17 protein-coding genes are annotated in these 17,507 nt (G+C 69.6%); 8 read left to right on the plus strand and 9 right to left on the minus strand.

Annotated elements, in window-relative coordinates:
- The first annotated feature begins 105 nt into the window (after positions 1-105).
- The 5 genes from ACFRAV_RS10250 (at position 106) to trxA (ending at position 4,992) form a co-directional block, all read left to right on the plus strand.
- Positions 106-1,782: a protein kinase family protein gene (locus tag ACFRAV_RS10250; protein WP_382553409.1), complete on the plus strand. Its 1,677-nt coding sequence runs from the start codon at positions 106-108 to the stop codon at positions 1,780-1,782.
- An 81-nt stretch (positions 1,783-1,863) separates the two neighbouring features.
- Positions 1,864-2,577, plus strand: a complete 714-nt coding sequence (sigM, locus tag ACFRAV_RS10255; RefSeq protein ID WP_382553411.1) for an RNA polymerase sigma factor SigM — start codon at positions 1,864-1,866, stop codon at positions 2,575-2,577.
- Positions 2,578-3,026: 449 nt separating this feature from the next.
- Positions 3,027-3,491 carry a hypothetical protein gene (locus tag ACFRAV_RS10260; protein WP_382553414.1) on the plus strand — a complete coding sequence of 155 codons (465 nt, stop codon included), beginning with the start codon at positions 3,027-3,029 and terminating at the stop codon, positions 3,489-3,491.
- Positions 3,492-3,652: 161 nt separating this feature from the next.
- Complete coding sequence (trxB, locus tag ACFRAV_RS10265; RefSeq protein ID WP_382553416.1) at positions 3,653-4,624, plus strand: thioredoxin-disulfide reductase; 972 nt, start codon at positions 3,653-3,655, stop codon at positions 4,622-4,624.
- 35 nt (positions 4,625-4,659) lie between these two features.
- Complete coding sequence (trxA, locus tag ACFRAV_RS10270) at positions 4,660-4,992, plus strand: thioredoxin (RefSeq protein WP_351113741.1); 333 nt, start codon at positions 4,660-4,662, stop codon at positions 4,990-4,992.
- 130 nt (positions 4,993-5,122) lie between these two features.
- On the opposite strand, the gene ACFRAV_RS10275 is transcribed toward trxA, so the two are convergent.
- From ACFRAV_RS10275 to rpmH, 9 genes are all read right to left on the minus strand, one after another.
- Entirely contained in the window at positions 5,123-5,740 is a 618-nt protein-coding gene (locus ACFRAV_RS10275; RefSeq protein WP_382553419.1) for a GNAT family N-acetyltransferase, read from the minus strand.
- A 138-nt stretch (positions 5,741-5,878) separates the two neighbouring features.
- On the minus strand, positions 5,879-7,012 hold the full coding sequence (locus ACFRAV_RS10280) for a ParB/RepB/Spo0J family partition protein (RefSeq protein ID WP_382553421.1): 1,134 nt from the start codon (positions 7,010-7,012) through the stop codon (positions 5,879-5,881).
- Positions 7,009-8,145, minus strand: a complete 1,137-nt coding sequence (locus ACFRAV_RS10285) for a ParA family protein (RefSeq protein ID WP_382553423.1) — start codon at positions 8,143-8,145, stop codon at positions 7,009-7,011. The genes ACFRAV_RS10280 and ACFRAV_RS10285 overlap by 4 nt, the downstream gene beginning before the upstream one ends.
- A 371-nt stretch (positions 8,146-8,516) precedes the next feature.
- Positions 8,517-9,236, minus strand: coding sequence for a 16S rRNA (guanine(527)-N(7))-methyltransferase RsmG (rsmG, locus tag ACFRAV_RS10290; RefSeq protein ID WP_382553425.1), 720 nt, complete (start codon positions 9,234-9,236; stop codon positions 8,517-8,519).
- Positions 9,237-9,357: 121 nt separating this feature from the next.
- Entirely contained in the window at positions 9,358-9,870 is a 513-nt protein-coding gene (locus ACFRAV_RS10295; protein WP_351113736.1) for a R3H domain-containing nucleic acid-binding protein, read from the minus strand.
- A 19-nt stretch (positions 9,871-9,889) separates the two neighbouring features.
- Positions 9,890-11,191: a membrane protein insertase YidC gene (gene yidC / locus ACFRAV_RS10300; protein ID WP_382553429.1), complete on the minus strand. Its 1,302-nt coding sequence runs from the start codon at positions 11,189-11,191 to the stop codon at positions 9,890-9,892.
- Between the two features lie 3 nt (positions 11,192-11,194).
- A complete protein-coding gene (gene yidD / locus ACFRAV_RS10305; protein WP_351113734.1) occupies positions 11,195-11,569 on the minus strand; it encodes a membrane protein insertion efficiency factor YidD in 375 nt (124 codons plus the stop codon).
- Positions 11,566-11,937 carry a ribonuclease P protein component gene (rnpA, locus tag ACFRAV_RS10310; RefSeq protein ID WP_382553430.1) on the minus strand — a complete coding sequence of 124 codons (372 nt, stop codon included), beginning with the start codon at positions 11,935-11,937 and terminating at the stop codon, positions 11,566-11,568. Before rnpA ends, yidD begins: the two co-directional genes overlap by 4 nt.
- A gap of 21 nt (positions 11,938-11,958) precedes the next feature.
- Positions 11,959-12,096: a 50S ribosomal protein L34 gene (rpmH, locus tag ACFRAV_RS10315; protein WP_003975051.1), complete on the minus strand. Its 138-nt coding sequence runs from the start codon at positions 12,094-12,096 to the stop codon at positions 11,959-11,961.
- Positions 12,097-12,602: 506 nt separating this feature from the next.
- Between rpmH and dnaA the strand changes: the two genes are divergently transcribed.
- The 3 genes from dnaA to ACFRAV_RS10330 all read left to right on the plus strand — a co-directional run.
- Positions 12,603-14,699, plus strand: coding sequence for a chromosomal replication initiator protein DnaA (gene dnaA / locus ACFRAV_RS10320; RefSeq protein ID WP_382553433.1), 2,097 nt, complete (start codon positions 12,603-12,605; stop codon positions 14,697-14,699).
- 1,037 nt (positions 14,700-15,736) lie between these two features.
- Positions 15,737-16,867 carry a DNA polymerase III subunit beta gene (dnaN, locus tag ACFRAV_RS10325; protein WP_382553452.1) on the plus strand — a complete coding sequence of 377 codons (1,131 nt, stop codon included), beginning with the start codon at positions 15,737-15,739 and terminating at the stop codon, positions 16,865-16,867.
- Between the two features lie 163 nt (positions 16,868-17,030).
- Positions 17,031-17,507: NAD(P)-binding domain-containing protein (locus ACFRAV_RS10330; protein WP_382553435.1), on the plus strand; the 477-nt coding region annotated here is incomplete at its 3' end.

The raw sequence follows: 17,507 nt of genomic DNA on the forward strand, positions 1-17,507 counted from the left end.
CGCACAACCATCGGCCGCCACCGCTTGTCGTGCGGAGTGACGGACTGTGGGCACAATGGGTTTCGGCGTGGTGAGCACGCGATGGATGGGGAGGCAGGAACGACGGTGGCGGAACGAAGCACAGCTGCCGTCGACGTGGCAGGCGCAGGCGGCGACGAGTCGTCGACCGCCGAGGCGGACCAGTCCACGGCCGACGGGGTGGCCCAGAAGCGGCAACCGGGCACGGAGCACGACCAGGCGCAGGGCGACGCGGTCGTGACGGACCAGGTCCCGGCCCAGGCGCTCGAACTGCACAGCGGTCACAAGCTGGCCAGGCGGTACCGTCTGGAGGAATGCGTCACCCGTCTGGACGGGTTCAGCAGTTGGCGCGCGATGGACGAGATGCTCCGCCGTGCCGTCGGCGTGCACATCCTGCCGACCGACCACCCTCGCGCCCGTTCGGTCCTGTCCGCGGCCCGCGCCGCGGCTCTCCTCGGTGACCCCCGGTTCGTCCAGGTCCTCGACGCGGTCGAGGACGACGACCTCGTCTACGTGGTCCACGAGTGGCTCCCCGACGCCACCGAACTCACCGGCCTGCTGGCCTCCGGACCGCTGGAGGCGCACGAGGCCTACCAGATGGTGCTGCAGGTCTCCCAGGCCATGGCTGCGGCCCACCGCGAGGGTCTCGCCCATCTCTGCATCACCCCGAGCACCGTTCTGCGGACTTCCGCGGGACAGTGGCGGATCCGCGGCCTCGCCGTGAGCTCCGCGCTGCGCGGCATCAGTACCGACACCCCGCAGCGCGCCGACACCGAGGCCCTCGGCGCCCTCCTCTACGCCGCCCTCACCCACCGCTGGCCCTACGAGACGGATGCCCACGGTCTCGCCGGCCTGCCCAAGGACCTCGGGCTGATCCCCCCGGACCAGGTCCGGGCCGGGGTCCACCTGGGCCTGTCCGAGCTGGCGATGCGTGCCCTCGCCAACAACGGCGCCACCGCCTCCCGCCACGAGTCCGCCTGCACGACGCCGGAGGAGCTGGCCAAGGCGGTCACGGAGATGCCGCGCGTCCGGCGTCCCGAGCCTTCCTTCACCCCGCCGTCGGAGTACGTGCGGCCTCCCTATGCCCCGACCGGCTACACGGCAGCGGGCCCCGTGCCGCCGCCCGTGCCCACCCCGCCCGCTCCGCTGGACACCAAGACGGGCAAGGCGCTCAAGTGGGCCGTCTCGGCGCTCCTGATCGCCGCCCTGGGCCTCGGCAGCTGGCAGCTCGCGGCCACCTTGCTGGACAAGAAGCATGAACCGCTCAAGACGGTGCCGCAGAACGCGCCGCAGGACGACAAGCCGAAGGCGCCCCTGCCGATAGCCATCGAGGACGCCACCGACTTCGACCCGTTCGGCAGCGATGGCCGCGAGAAGCCCGCGGACATAGGGAAGGTCTACGACAGCAAGTCCGGCACCTACTGGCAGACGGACTACTACTCGGGTGACGCCAAGTTCGGAAACCTGAAGTCGGGAGTCGGGGTCATCCTCGACCTCGGCAAGAAGCAGTCGGTCGGCAAGGTCACCGTCACGTTCGTGGGTGAGACCTCGGTCGAACTGCGCGCGGCATCCGGCGCGGACGGCGCACAGCCCACCTCCTTCGACGCGTTCAAGAAGGTGGCCCAGGGCTCCGGTACGAAGGTCACGCTCACTCCGGGCAAGGACCTCGAGTCCCGCTACCTTCTGGTCTGGCTGACCAAGCTGCCGCCGGAGAGCGCCGGCACGTTCCGCGGCCGGGTGGTCGACATCAAGGTGACCAGCTGACGCATCGGGGACGGGTCGCCGCTCCGGATGCCACAGGGCGAGCGACCCACCCCGGGGAACGAACCACAGGGGGAGGGGCGGATGGCGGACGTCGGCGGGTACGGCGGCACGAACGACCAAGAACTGCTGGACCTCCACCTCCGGGGCGACCCCGACGCCTTCGGTGAACTGGTCCGCCGACATCGTGACCGGCTGTGGGCGGTGGCACTCCGCACCCTCGGCGACCGGGAGGAGGCGGCCGACGCCGTCCAGGACGCCCTGGTCTCCGCCTACCGCTCCGCGCACACCTTCCGTGGCCACTCCGCCGTCACCACCTGGCTGCACCGCATCACCGTGAACGCCTGCCTGGACCGCCTCCGCAAGGCAGCGACCCGCAGGACCTCACCGGTGGACGACCCCGAGCGCATGGAGCAATTGCTGGAGCCGCACGAGGCGGCCTCCGCCCCGGCCGAGCGCAACGACCTCCAGCGGGAGCTGGTCGCGGCTCTCGCCACCCTGCCCGCCGACCAGCGTGCGGCCCTGGTCCTGGTGGACATGCAGGGGTATCCCGTCGCGGAGGCGGCGGGCATCCTCGACGTCCCCGTCGGCACCGTGAAGAGCCGCTGCGCCCGGGGGAGAGCACGGTTGCTGCCTCTGCTGACCCATCTGCGGCCGCCCCGTGCCCGACCAGGACACCCTTCGGGTGAAGGACGGAACCACCCGCCCCGCGCGTCCGTCCCACCTGGGGTCTCTGAGAAGCCCCTCACCGGACCCACCGATTCTGCTACCGCGAAGGGCGGAGGTGAACGAGCGTGACCGCGACGAAGGACACGGCCGGGCACCCGGACGTCACCGAGATCTCCGACCTGGTGGAGGGGGCACTCGCCCCCGACCGTACAGAGTCGGTGCGCGGTCACCTCGATGACTGCGCTCTCTGCGCCGACGTCCTCTCGGCACTGGAGGAGATCCGCTGCGCGCTCGGAACTCTTCCGGGCCCGGTGCGCATGCCTGCCGACGTCTCCGGACGGATCGACGCCGCCCTAGCTGCCGAAGCGCTGCTGAGCGCCCCCGGCACCGCGGCAGCCGCATCCCTGGGTGACCTGGACCTGGGTGAACTGAACTCCGGTGCTGTCCGTGCGCCGGATGTTTCACGTGAAACAGAGCGAGACGCTGCACGGCCCGCCGGCCGCGCCGGATCGCGTCCCTCGAGCCGGAGGCCCGCCGCAGCGGTCACCCCGGGCCGACCCGGTGACGCGCGGCCCCGGGTGCGTACATCCCGGCGGCGCTCCCTGGCGCTCGGAGCCGCCCTCGCTGTCGCGGCCCTCGGCATCGGCGTCTGGGTGACCCAGCCCTTCCAGACGGACACGCCGCCCTCCACGGCAGCCACCTTCTCCGGGCAGCCGCTCCAGCAACGCGTCAGCGGTCTCCTCGACGAGGCCGACCTGTCCACGCAGTCGTCCTCGCCCCAGCCCAGGACCCTGGTCCGCCCGGCTGTCGACGTCCCTACCTGCGTCCGGGCGGGGATCGGCGGCGATACGGAGGCACTCGCCGCTCAGCGCGGCAGGTTCCATGAGAAGGACGCCTACCTGGTGGTCCTTCCCGACCCCGCGAAGGACTCCCGGGTCACTGCCTACGTGGTGGACGCTTCGTGCATCACTCAGGCCTCCTCGGGCAAGGAGACCAAGGGAGACGTTCTCCTCCGGCGCTCGTACGCCCGGTCCTCGAACTGACGACGGCCGCTGGACGCCCGCCCTGAGACACTCGCGTGCCCGCGCACGGCGGGGAATGCCCGGCCTCTAGGATCCGTTGGGGTGAGGTGAGAGCACCGAACCAGGCTCACCGCACCAGAAGAGCCCCCTGAAGACGTAGTCCAGAGACGAGGAAACCCGCCGTGAGCGACGTCCGTAACGTGATCATCATCGGCTCAGGGCCCGCCGGCTACACGGCGGCGCTCTACACCGCGCGCGCGTCGCTGAAGCCGCTGGTGTTCGAGGGCGCCGTCACCGCCGGTGGCGCCCTGATGAACACCACCGAGGTCGAGAACTTCCCCGGCTTCCAGACCGGCATCATGGGCCCGGAGCTCATGGACAACATGCGCGCCCAGGCGGAGCGCTTCGGTGCGGAGCTGATCCCGGACGACGTCGTCTCCGTCGACCTGGCCGGTGAGATCAAGACCGTCACCGACACCGCGGGCACGGTGCACCGCGCCAAGGCCGTCATCGTCACCACCGGCTCCCAGCACCGCAAGCTGGGTCTGCCCAACGAGGACGCGCTCTCCGGGCGAGGCGTTTCCTGGTGCGCCACCTGTGACGGCTTCTTCTTCCGGGAGCACGACATCGCCGTGATCGGCGGCGGCGACACGGCGATGGAGGAAGCGACCTTCCTCTCCCGGTTCGCCAAGTCGGTCACCATCGTCCACCGCCGGGACACCCTGCGCGCCTCCAAGGCGATGCAGGAGCGCGCCTTCGCCGACCCGAAGATCCGGTTCATCTGGGACAGCGAGGTCGCCGAGGTGCAGGGCGACGCCAAGCTCTCGGGTCTGAAGCTGCGCAACGTGAAGACCGGCGAGCTCTCGGACCTGGCGGTCACCGGTCTGTTCATCGCCATCGGTCACGACCCGCGCACCGAGCTCTTCAAGGGCCAGCTGGAGCTCGATGACGAGGGCTACCTCAAGGTGGACGCCCCCTCCACCCGCACCAACGTGACGGGCGTCTTCGGCGCCGGCGACGTGGTGGACCACACCTACCGCCAGGCGATCACCGCCGCAGGCACCGGCTGTTCCGCCGCCCTGGACGCCGAGCGCTACCTGGCTTCTCTCTCCGACTCCGAGCAGCAGGCGGAGCCGGAGAAGACCTCGGCCTGATTTCCTTCCCCCCGATTCGTAGTGAGGAGCCCTCAGTGGCTGGCAGTCTGAAGAACGTCACCGACGAGACCTTCGAAGAAGAGGTCTTGAAGAGCGACAAGCCCGTCCTCGTGGACTTCTGGGCCGCTTGGTGCGGCCCGTGCCGTCAGATCGCCCCGTCGCTGGAGGCGATTGCCGCCGAGCACGCCGACAAGATCGAGGTCGTCAAGCTCAACATCGACGAGAACCCGGCGACTGCGGCGAAGTACGGCGTCATGTCGATCCCGACCCTGAACGTCTACCAGGGTGGCGAGGTCGCCAAGACCATCGTCGGCGCCAAGCCGAAGGCGATGATCGTGCGGGACCTCGACGAGTTCATCTCCGAGTGAGGCCATGTTTCACGTGAAACCTCGTTTCACGTGAAACACGCGAGGAGCACGACGACAAAGGGCCGACCCGGACGGGTCGGCCCTTTGTCGTTCTCCGGCCCCGCCGCCCGTTCTCCGGCCCCGCCGCCCCTCAGAGCGGGCGGAGTGCCGGTTCCTTCTGCACGGCGCCCAGCAGCCGGTCCAGGGCCATCTCGACGTCCTCCTTCCAGGAGAGCGTCGAGCGCAGTTCCAGGCGGAGTCGCGGGTAGGTCGGATGGGAGCGGACCGTCTTGAAGCCGACCGCCAACAGATGATCCGCGGGGAGCAGACAGGCAGGCTCTTTCCAGCGGGCGTCGCCGAATGCTTCCACCGCTTTGAAGCCTCGCCGCAGCAGATCCTTGGCCACGGTCTGCACCAGGACCCGGCCCAGGCCTTGTCCTTGGAACTCGGGGAGAATGAAGGAGGTGATCAGTTGGACGGCGTCCGGGGAAACGGGACTGGTGGGGAAGGCCGTGGAACGCGGCACGTAGGCCGGTGGCGCGTACAGCACGAACCCGGCCGGCACGTCGTCCACGTAGACGAGGCGGCCACAGGAACCCCAGTCCAGCAAGACGGCGGAGATCCAGGACTCCTTCTCGTCCTCGGCTGTGCCGTCCTTGAGAGCCGTCTCCCCACTGAAGGGGTCCAGTTCCCAGAAGACACACCCCCGGCAGCGCTGCGGTAGGTCCTGGAGATTGTCCAGTGTGAGCGGAACAAGCCGACGCCCCATGAACGCTCTTCCTCGCTTCCTGTGGTCCCACCCTCCACCATGAGGCCCTTATGCCCGCTCCACAAAGCAAAGCGCGGGTCGTGTCCGGAACTAGCCGAACATGACCCGCGCTGCCGATTCAGCTGGGGCGACCGTCGCCTACTCGGTCGGGTCCCCGGTGTGCTCGTCTTCCTCGGCGTGGGGCGTCGAGATGTCCTGGAGCATGGGCGCCTCGTCGGGAGCCAGTGTCGTCAGGATGCGCTCGAGGTCTTCCACGGACGCGAACTCAACCGTGATCTTGCCCTTGGTCCTGCCGAGGTCGACCTTGACGCGCGTCTCGAAGCGGTCCGACAGACGGGTGGCGAGCTCGGAGAGAGCCGGCGAGACCTTGGAGCCGGCACGCGGCCCCTTGGCCCGCGCGGGCTTCTCCGGGCCGGTGCCCATCAGCTGGACGATTTCCTCCACGGCACGGACCGACAGCCCTTCGGCGACGATCCGCTTGGCCATCCGGTCCTGCTCCTCCGCGTCCTCGATGGAGAGGAGCGCACGGGCGTGGCCGGCCGAGAGCACGCCCGCCGCCACGCGCCGCTGTACGGCGGTGGACAGCTTCAGCAGACGCAGCGTGTTGGAGACCTGGGGCCGGGACCGGCCGATCCGGTCCGCCAGCTGGTCATGAGTGCACTCGAAGTCCTTGAGGAGCTGGTCGTAGGCGAAGGCCTCCTCCAGCGGGTTCAGCTGCGCGCGGTGGAGGTTCTCCAGCAAGGCGTCGAGGAGAAGCTTCTCGTCCTCGGTCCCGCGGACGATCGCAGGGATCGCCTCCAGGCCGGCCTTACGGCTGGCCCGCAGACGGCGCTCGCCCATGATGAGCTCGTAGCGCCCAGGCCCCGTCTGCCGGACCACCACGGGCTGCAGCAGGCCGACCTCCTTGATGGAGGTGACCAGCTCCGCCAGTGCGTCCTCGTCGAACTCCTTGCGGGGCTGCCGAGGGTTGGGGGTGATGGCGTCCAGCGGGAGTTCGGCGAAGTACGCGCCCACCGGGGGAGCCGGCAGCTCGGCGGAGGCCGAACTCGCAGCGTGGTCCTCCTCCCGAAGGGCCGACGGCAGGGACGCCAGCTTGGCCGCCGGAACACCGCGCTCTCCGGCAGAACCCGGGACCGTCGGAACCGTCTGGGTCGCCGTGCCCGCAGAGGCCGGAGCGGCCGTCCCGGGACCACCGACCGGCCTGTCCCCCGTCGGCGCTGCAGGGATCAGTGCGCCAAGCCCGCGGCCCAGCCCTCTGCGTCGTTCACTCACTGGATCCCCTCCACCATGTTCTGTCCGCTCATCATCTGACCGTCCGCGACCTGACCGCCCTGCGGCTGCCCGCCGGACAGCTGCCCCACCGCAGCGCCCGTGTGGGCCTGCGAGCCGTCGTAGCGGATGCCCACGCCCCGGAGTGCGAGCTCCCGTGCCGCCTCCAGGTAGGAGAGGGCACCACTCGAACCTGGATCGTAGGTCAGAACCGTCTGCCCGTAACTGGGGGCCTCGGAGATCCGCACCGAGCGCGGGATGCTGGTGCGCAGCACCTCCTCACCGAAGTGGGTACGCACCTCTTCGGCGACCTGGGACGCCAGGCGCGTCCGGCCGTCGTACATGGTGAGCAGGATCGTCGAGACATGCAGGTTCGGGTTCAGGTGGCCCCGGATCAGCTCAACGTTCCTCAGCAGCTGCCCCAGACCCTCCAGCGCGTAGTACTCGCACTGGATCGGGATCAGCACCTCCGCGCCGGCCACCATCGCATTGACAGTCAGCAGGCCCAGGGAGGGCGGGCAGTCGATGAGGACGTAGTCCAGCGGCTGCTCATACGCCTGGAGAGCGCGCTGCAGGCGGCTCTCACGGGCCACCAGAGAGACCAGCTCGATCTCGGCACCGGCCAGGTCGATGGTGGCGGGCGCACAGAAGAGCCCTTCCACGTCCGGTACCGGCTGCACCACTTCGGAGAGGGGGCGGCTGTCCACCAGGACGTCGTAGATCGAGGGGACCTCGGCGTGGTGGTCGATCCCCAGCGCGGTCGAGGCGTTGCCCTGGGGGTCGAGGTCGACCACCAGGACGCGGTTCCCGTGCAGAGCCAACGAGGCGGCGACGTTGACCGTCGTGGTGGTCTTACCGACCCCGCCCTTCTGGTTGGCGACCACGATGATCCGGGTCTGCTCCGGACGGGGCAGACCTTCCCCGGCAGCGCGCCCCATGGCGTCCACCGCCTGCTGGCTGGCGTGTCCCATAGGGGTGTCGTCCATGGGGGGCGGTGTTTCACGTGAAACATCGTCCCTCTGCGACTCGGTGCGGGGACCGGGGACCGGATCGGTCATCGGTCCCACGATGTTGGCGTCGGACCGCAAGGATTCACTCTCCTCGACTTCAGGCTCTCTATACACAGAGCGTCCCATGCCTTTGGGGGTGCGAACCAGTGAGGCCGGTTGTTCTGTGGAGAAATCCGCCTCTGTGGACAACTTGTCGCCCCGGGCAGGTGAACCGCTGGAGGGCTTCCGGAGGGGAGTGGCGGGCTTACGGTCGCGGGGTTCGGCGGCGGCGTGGCTGCGGCCGATGACGCCTTGCAGGAGTGAGCGACGTTTCACGTGAAACAACGATGCCGAGCATGGAGCCGACGGGCCCTCCGACACTCCGGGCGACAGGAACGTGGGGCCGGTGTGAACCGGGGTGGAGTACCCGGCGGACGGCAGTGCACCGCCGGCGGACCCGGAGGGGGCACGCGGCGACACCTGCCGTGGGCGGGGCAGCGCTCCGCCCACGGCAGGTGTCAGCGGCGGCGGCGAGCGGCGCGGGCGGGGCGGGCAGCCTTGGCGCGCTTGGCAGCGAACCGGACGCCTCCCGGGCTCTCGCCGACCTTCACCTGCACCACGGTCGACAGCGGATCCACCACGCCGTCGCCGACCTGGAGGACGCCGGTCTCCACGGCACCGAGCTTGCTGAGCGCTGAGGAGGCGGCCTTCAGCTCCTCCTCGGCGGTGTCGCCCTTCAGCGCGAGCATCTCGCCGTAGGGCCGCAGCAGCGGGATACCCCAGGTCGCCAGACGGTCCAGCGGCGCCACGGCGCGCGCGGTCACCACGTGCACCGGAGGCAGCTTGCCAAGGACCTCTTCGGCCCGGCCGCGCACCACCGTCACGTGGTCCAGCCCGAGCAGCTCCACCACCTCGGTGAGGAAGTTGGTGCGCCGCAGCAGCGGCTCGAGCAGCGTGATCTTCAGATCGCCGCGGACCAGGGCCAGCGGGATGCCGGGGAGGCCGGCGCCGGAACCGACGTCGCAGACGGTCACGCCCTCGGGCACGGCCTCGGAGAGCACCGCGCAGTTCAGCAGGTGCCGTTCCCAGAGCCGGGGCACCTCACGTGGGCCGATGAGCCCGCGCTGCACACCGGCGTCCGCCAGCAGTTCGGCGTACCGCACCGCGTCGTCGAAGCGATCGCCGAACACTGCACGCGCCTGCTCGGGCGCAGGGGGAAGCTCTGCTGCCTCCGTCACGAGGACCGTCCTTCCGTACCGCAAAAAGCGCACTGGGCGCTGACCACCAGAACTACCAGGCTGACAAAGTCACGGCCCCGTCTGCTCAACAGACGGGGCCGTGGAACGTACGCGCGCCGAATCAGGCAGGCAGTACGACGACGAAGCGCTGCGGCTCCTCGCCCTCGGACTCACTCCGCAGACCGGCGGCCTTGACCGCGTCGTGCACGACCTTGCGCTCGAACGGAGACATCGGGCGCAGCCGCACCGGCTCACCGCTGCTGCGCGCCTCGGCCGCGGCCTTGGCACCGATCTCGGAGAGCTCCTCGCGCTTGCGGGCCCGGAAACCGGCGATGTCCAGCATCAGGCGGCTGCGGTCACCGGTCTCCCGGTGCACGGCCAGGCGGGTGAGCTCCTGGAGAGCCTCCAGCACCTCACCGTCACGGCCGACCAGCTTCTGCAGGTCGCGGCCACTCGAGTCGCTGATGATCGACACGGCCGCACGGTCGGCCTCGACGTCCATGTCGATGTCGCCGTCGAGGTCGGCGATGTCCAGCAGACCTTCCAGGTAATCCGCCGCGATCTCGCCCTCCTGCTCCAGGCGGGTCAAGGCGTCCGCGCCGTCGGCGGCGGAGGGGATGGTGCCTTCCGTCACGGGATGGGCTCCTTCTTGCTTACTTCTTGGACGAGGACTTGGAGCGCTGCTGGGGACCCTTACGGCCCGACTGGGCTCGGCTGCGGCCGTTGCCGGCGCCACCGGCCCTGGTGGCACCGCCCTGGGGCTTGGCGCCCTGCGGCGTGGTGTCCTGGGGCTCGGAGCTCGGGTGGCCGCCCTCGGCGGCCTCCGCCTCCTCCTCGGCCGCGTCGGCGGCCGCCTTGACGGCGGCCTGGCGCTGGGCCTTGGTCTGGCGCTTCGGCTGCTGGCGCTTGGCGGCGCCGGCGGGGGTGGCACCGGGCCCGTCGACGGCCTGGTCGGCGGCGAGCTTCTCGCTCTTCACCACGGTGCCGTCGGGCTGGGCGGCGAAGCCCATCTTGTTGAGCCCGTTGATGAACTTCCGCTCGGCGGGGTTGCGGTCACGGCCCTTGGCGACGATGGCCTTGACGATGGCACGACGGCCACGACCACGGATGGAACCGCTGTGCTCGATCTTCTTGGCGAGCCGCTCGAGGTAGGAGGCCTGGGCCTTGGAACCCGGGGTCGGGTTGTTGTGGATCACGTACATCTGCTGGCCCATGGTCCACACGTTGGTGGTCAGCCAGTAGACGAGGACACCGACCGGGAAGTTGATGCCGAAGACCGCGAAGATCACCGGGAAGACGTACATCAGCATCTTCTGCTGCTGCATGAACGGCGTCTTGACCGAGGTGTCGACGTTCTTGGTCATCAGCTGGCGCTGGGTGAAGAACTGCGACAGCGACATCAGGACGATCATGACCACGGTCACGACGCGGACGTCGGTGACGCTGGCCTGGAGCGGCCCGAGCACCGACTCCGGGCTGGTGAACTTGGCCGCGAGAGGAGCGCCGAAGATGTGGGCCTGGCGGGCGCTGTCCACCAGGCTCTGGTTCAGGACGCCGATGGGCTCGCCCTGCGCGATGGCGTTCAGGACGTGGTACAGCGCGAAGAAGAAGGGAGACTGCGCCAGGATGGGAAGGCACGAGGAGAGCGGGTTGGTACCCGACTCCTTGTACAGCTTCATCATCTCTTCGGACTGGCGCTGCTTGTCGTTCTTGTAGCGCTCCTGGATCTTCTTCATCTCGGGCTGCAGCGTCTGCATGGCCCGGGTCGCCTTGATCTGCTTCACGAAGAGCGGGATCAGGCAGATGCGGATCAGCACCACCAGGGACACGATCGACAGACCCCAGGCCCACCCGCTGGACTCGCCGAAGAGAGCGCCGTAGACGGTGTGGAACTGGACGATGATCCAGGAAACGGGTGTGGTGATAAAGCTGAAGAAGCCGGCAATCGTGTCCACTAATCATGCTCCTTGGGCATGGGACGGGGTCTCTGCGGCCGGGCTCGGGGAGGGGTCGGGCTGGTTGCCCGTCTCTCCTCGCTCCACGGTGGCGGATTCGGCGGAGGTCCCGCCCTTGCGTGCGTGCCAGAAGGCTCGCAGCATCTCGTGCCAGCGCGGACGCTTCCGCTCAGGCACATGGTCCACGCCGCCGAGCGACCACGGGTTGCAGCGCAGGATGCGCCACGCGGTGAGCGCCGATCCCTTGATCGCACCGTGCCGGTCGATGGCCTGGTAGCCGTAGTGGGAGCACGACGGGTAGTACTTGCACACCGGCCCGAGCAGCGGACTGATCGTCCACTGGTAGAGCTTGATCAGAGCCAGCAGCGGGTACTTCATCGCGCGCCCCCTCCCAGCAGCCGCTGGAGGGCGGCGTCCAGGTCTCGGGCCAGTTCTTCGTTGGCCGCGCCGCCCGCGGGGGGCAGCGCTCGTACGACTACCAGGCTACCGGGGGGCAGCTGAGCGACCCGCTCGCGCATCAAGTGACGAAGTCGACGCTTCACCTTGTTGCGCACCACTGCTCCGCCCACGGCTTTGCTCACGACGAAACCCGCACGCGCAGGGGGAGCGCTCTCCCCCTGCGCGTGCGGGTCCGTGGCACCGCTACGAAAGTGGACGACGAGGGACGGGCGGCCTGCCCGGCGCCCTCGTCGTACAGCGGTCGCGAAGTCCTCGCGCCGCCTCAGCCGGTTGTCGGTGGGCAGCACGACGTCATGACCTGACCGGAATCAGGCGGACAGACGGGCGCGACCCTTGCTGCGGCGGGTCGCCAGGATCGCGCGGCCGGCACGGGTCCGCATACGCAGCCGGAAGCCGTGGGTCTTCGCGCGACGACGGTTGTTCGGCTGGAAGGTGCGCTTGCTCACTCGGGGGCTCCAGAAATGAATCGGTGGGTGGCGGGTGCCGTCTGGCTGTCACCGTGCGCCCACGAGTAGCTCGCTTACGCCCGAGTGCACCGCTTCTCGATCACTGGTACGTGATCTTTGCCCATCGGAGGCAGGCGGCAGCAGCCATCGACAACTCGACCTGGTCACGGTACGCGCGGCTGCGCCATCCGGTCAAACCCGACGGTTGTGTGACCCCGGCAGCCTACCTCGTGACCGCAGCTCACCAGGGGTGCGACAGACCTTCGGAGGGACGGGGCGGAAGGCGCCTTCCCTCTCGATTTCCGGCCCGGCGTGGCACGGCGGCACACTGTCCACAGGCTGGGGACAACGACTTGATGCACAGCCGTTGCCCTGACTACCGTGGGTGGACTCCCGTTTCGTTCGGTTCTCCCCCGGCCCGACTGATTCGTTACCTGCCGTCCGCCGGACGGCCGACCGATCGTCCCGCACCACACCGACGTGGGACCTGTGAGAGAGCGTGCACTGTGGCTGACGTACCCGCCGATCTTGCCGCAGTGTGGCCCCGGGTGCTGGACGGGCTCCTCGGCGAGGGTCGTGGGCAGGGAGTGGAGGCCAAGGACGAGAGGTGGCTGCGCAGCTGCCAGCCGCTGGCCCTGGTCGCCGACACGGCGCTCCTCGCGGTCCCCAACGAATTCGCCAAGACGGTGCTGGAGGGACGGCTCGCCCCGGTGGTCAGCGACACGCTGACCCGTGAGTGCGGGCGCCCCATTCGTATCGCCATCACCGTCGACACCTCCATGGGTGAGCCGCCGGCTCCGTCCACGTCGCCGTCGGGCGGCGGCCAGGAAGAGCTGGAGGGGCCCGCGGCCGCTCCGGCGCGCGAGGCCGCGCCGGAGTCCCGGCAGGAGCAGCTGCCCACCGCGCGCCCTGCCTACCCGGAGCACCAGCGCCCGGAGCCCGGGGCGTGGCCGCGTCCGGGACAGCAGGACTTCGGCTGGCAGCAGCAGCCGCTCGGTTTCCCGGAGCGCGATCCGTACGCCACGCCCTCCTCCTCCCAGGAGTACGGCGGCCAGGACTACGGCCAGGACTACGGGGCCCAGGAGTACGGACGGCACCGCGCCCCCTACGGCCGGTCCGGCGACTACGACCGCCAGGACTACTCCCGCTCCGAGTACGAGCGGCGCGACCACGACCGCCGGGATCACGACCGCCGCGAATACGACCGGTCTCCCGCCGAGCGCCCGGAGCGTCCCGAGTACGACCGGAGCGACTACGAGCGCCCCGAGCGCAAGGACTTCGAGCGGCCCGACTACGGCCGGCCCGGGTACGAGCGTTCCCCCGACTCCCGTGGCGAGCGCGTTGACCGCGGCGACCACACCGACCGGGACGCGCGCCAGGACCGCGGCGACTACGAGCGTCCGCAGCGCGGCGACGGCGGCTACGAGCGGCCCGGCTTCGACCGGGGCGGGTACGACGGCTACGCACCGGGGCCCTCCTCCGTCTCCTCGCCCTCCTCGGGGTCCTCCTCTTCTTCTCTGGGCGGCTCCGGCGGGGGCGGTGGTGCGGGGACCCCGGGCGTGGGCGAGCCCGCGGCGCGCCTGAACCCCAAGTACCTCTTCGAGACGTTCGTCATCGGCGCCTCGAACCGCTTCGCGCACGCCGCGGCGGTGGCGGTGGCGGAGGCGCCCGCCAAGGCGTACAACCCCCTGTTCATCTACGGGGAGTCCGGGCTCGGCAAGACCCATCTCCTGCACGCCATCGGGCATTACGCGCGTAGCCTCTACCCGGGCACCCGTGTGCGGTACGTGAGCTCGGAGGAGTTCACCAACGAGTTCATCAACTCGATCCGTGACGGCAAGGGCGACAGCTTCCGCAAGCGCTACCGGGAGATGGACATCCTGCTGGTCGACGACATCCAGTTCCTCGCGGACAAGGAGTCGACGCAGGAGGAGTTCTTCCACACCTTCAACACCCTGCACAACGCGAACAAGCAGATCGTGCTCTCCAGCGACCGGCCGCCCAAGCAGCTGGTGACGCTGGAGGACCGGCTGCGCAACCGGTTCGAGTGGGGTCTGATCACCGACGTCCAGCCTCCCGAGCTGGAGACCCGGATCGCGATCCTCCGCAAGAAGGCCGTGCAGGAGCAGCTGAACGCCCCGCCGGAGGTGCTGGAGTTCATCGCCTCGCGGATCTCGCGGAACATCCGTGAACTGGAGGGCGCGCTGATCCGGGTGACGGCGTTCGCCTCGCTCAACCGGCAGCCGGTGGACCTGGGGCTCACCGAGATCGTCCTCAAGGACCTGATCCCCGGCGGCGAGGACTCGGCGCCGGAGATCACCGCCTCGGCCATCATGGCGGCCACCGCCGACTACTTCGGGCTGACCGTGGAGGACCTGTGCGGTACCTCCCGCGGCCGGGCGCTGGTGACGGCACGGCAGATCGCCATGTACCTGTGCCGTGAGCTCACCGACCTGTCGCTGCCGAAGATCGGCGCGCAGTTCGGCGGCCGCGACCACACGACGGTGATGCACGCCGACCGGAAGATCCGCGCTCTGATGGCCGAGCGGCGCTCCATCTACAACCAGGTCACCGAGCTCACCAACCGCATCAAGAACGGCTGAGGCGGCCCGAACCGCCGGCGACGAGGGCGACGGCCTTCCGTGCCCTGGCGGGCCCTGCCAGCCACCGTCCCGCCGCCTGCCCCGCCGCTGTCCCCGCCTGAACGCGTCCAGAGCGCCCCGGAGTTCCTCTCCGGGGCGCTTTTCGTCGCCCGTGACGGCCCGCCGGCCACCTCCGAGGCCGCTGTCGGGCCGCGATCAGGCCGCTGTCAGGCCGCCGTCGGGGCCCGGTCGGGGGCTGTCGGGAGGGGAACACCCGCCCACTCCGTTCGAGCGGAGCCGGGGTTACGGTCTTCCTCCACAGATTCGGGGACTTTCTGGCGTCCACAGCCTGGGGAGGGCCAGGTTGTCCAGAATGTGTCCACAGGTAACCCCGGTGACCGCTCATCAGAACAGGTCAGCGCCCTGTGGATTCGTGGACGAAGAGTTTCCACAACCTGTGGACAGTCCAGATGCCCACAGGAGGCCGTTGGAGTTGTCCACCGGCAACCCACAGGTTGTGGCTCGTTGTCCCCAGCGAACCGGCGGTTCTCCACATCACTGTCCACTGTTCGGCAACGTCCAGGGCCGGATCACTGCTCGGAGTGAAGCGCGTCACATCATGCTGCGGGAGTGGGGTGTGGGAAACCTGGGAAAAGCTGGGGACGCAGCTGGGGAGAAGTGGCCCCTCCCTGTGCATGGGCTGTGCAGAACTTTCCGCCGTCCACAGAACCACCGGGTTGTCCACCGACTCCACCCACAGGGTCGGTGGATAAAAAACTAGGGCTGACCTGGGAAAACGGGGTTATCCACGGTATCCACAGCCCCTACTACTACTCCCAACTTGAGAGAGCCGGGAATTCGTTTCGAAGTGGGTCCTGTGCACAACTCGGCTCGGGCGGCCCTGACGGGCCTCGGTGCGACTTGACCCGAGCGGCAACAGCTGTCAGCGGGATGCGTCAGACTGGTCCCCGGTGGTTCTCCCCTCCCGGGGAGCCGGCTACACCACCGACGAAGGCCAGCAGGGCGAGGGACGCCGGCAACAGCAGGAGGCGGCAACGGTGAAGATCCGGGTGGAACGCGACGTACTCGCGGAGGCGGTGGCCTGGGCTGCGCGCAGCCTGCCCGCCCGTCCGCCGGCCCCGGTCCTCGCGGGCCTGCTGCTGAAGGCCGAGGACGGGCAGCTGAGTCTCTCCAGCTTCGACTACGAGGTCTCGGCCCGGGTCTCGGTGGAGGCCGAGGTCGAGGAGGAGGGCACGGTGCTCGTCTCCGGCCGTCTCCTCGCCGACATCTGCCGCGCCCTCCCCAACCGCCCGGTGGAGATCTCCACCGACGGCGTGCGGGCGACGGTGGTCTGCGGCTCGTCCCGGTTCACCCTCCACACCCTCCCTGTGGAGGAGTACCCCGCGCTCCCGCAGATGCCGAACGCCACCGGCACGGTCCCCGGCGAGGTCTTCGCCGCGGCCGCCGCCCAGGTCGCGATCGCCGCGGGCCGCGACGACACCCTCCCGGTGCTCACCGGTGTGCGCATCGAGATCGAGGGCGACACCGTCACCCTGGCCTCCACCGACCGCTACCGCTTCGCGGTCCGCGAGTTCCTGTGGAAGCCGGAGAACCCGGACGCCTCCGCGGTCGCGCTGGTGCCCGCCAAGACACTGCTGGACACCGCCAAGGCGCTGACCAGCGGTGACAGCGTGATCCTGGCGCTCTCCGGCTCCGGCAAGGGCGAGGGCCTGATCGGTTTCGAGGGTGCCGGCCGCCGCACCACGACGCGGCTGCTGGAGGGCGACCTCCCCAAGTACCGCACGCTCTTCCCGACCGAGTTCAACAGCGTGGCCACCATCGAGACGGCCCCGTTCGTCGAGGCCGTCAAGCGCGTGGCCCTGGTCGCCGAGCGGAACACCCCGGTCCGGCTGACCTTCGAGCAGGGCGTGCTGATCCTGGAGGCGGGCTCCAGCGACGACGCACAGGCTGTGGAAAAGGTCGACGCGAACCTGGAGGGCGACGACATCTCGATCGCCTTCAACCCGACCTTCCTGCTGGACGGCCTGAGCGCCATCGACTCCCCGGTCGCCCAGCTGTCCTTCACCACGTCCACCAAGCCGGCGCTGCTCAGCGGCAAGCCCGCCGTGGACGCGGAGGCCGACGAGGCCTACAAGTACCTGATCATGCCGGTCCGCCTCAGCGGCTGACCTGCTGTCCCTCCGCGGTGCCAGGGTTCCGCCCCGCGCACCGCGGAGCCGTTTTCCGGGCGGTTCCGCGCCTCGCGGATCCGCCCCGGACGGGTGGCGCCGCACGCGGCGTCGCCTGCCACCGGTCGAAGCACTAGGTCAAGGGGCCGCCCATCGGGTGGCGGTGCGGAGCCGGGTTTACGCTCGGACGTGGGTGCCGGAACGCGCCCACACCCCACCTCGCAACCAAAGGGAACTACTGATGGAGCTCGGTCTCATCGGCCTCGGCAAGATGGGCGGCAACATGCGCGAGCGGATCCGCCGCGCAGGCCACACCGTAGTGGGCTACGACCGCAACCCGGACGTCTCGGACGTCCACAGCCTGCGTGAGCTTGTGGACAGCCTGCAGGCGCCGCGCGTGGTGTGGGTGATGGTCCCGGCCGGTGCCGCGACGCAGTCCACCGTCGACGAGCTGGGGGAGCTCCTGGAGCCCGGTGACGTGGTGGTCGACGGCGGTAACTCGCGCTGGACGGACGACGAGAAGCACGCCGCGGAGCTGGCCGAGGAGGGCATCGGCTTCGTGGACTGCGGCGTCTCCGGCGGCGTGCACGGCCTGGCGAACGGCTACGCGCTGATGTACGGCGGCGAGGCCGCGGACGTG

Origin of the sequence: Streptomyces sp. NPDC056600 (genome assembly GCF_042792855.1) — a bacterium.
GTDB lineage: Bacteria > Actinomycetota > Actinomycetes > Streptomycetales > Streptomycetaceae > Streptomyces.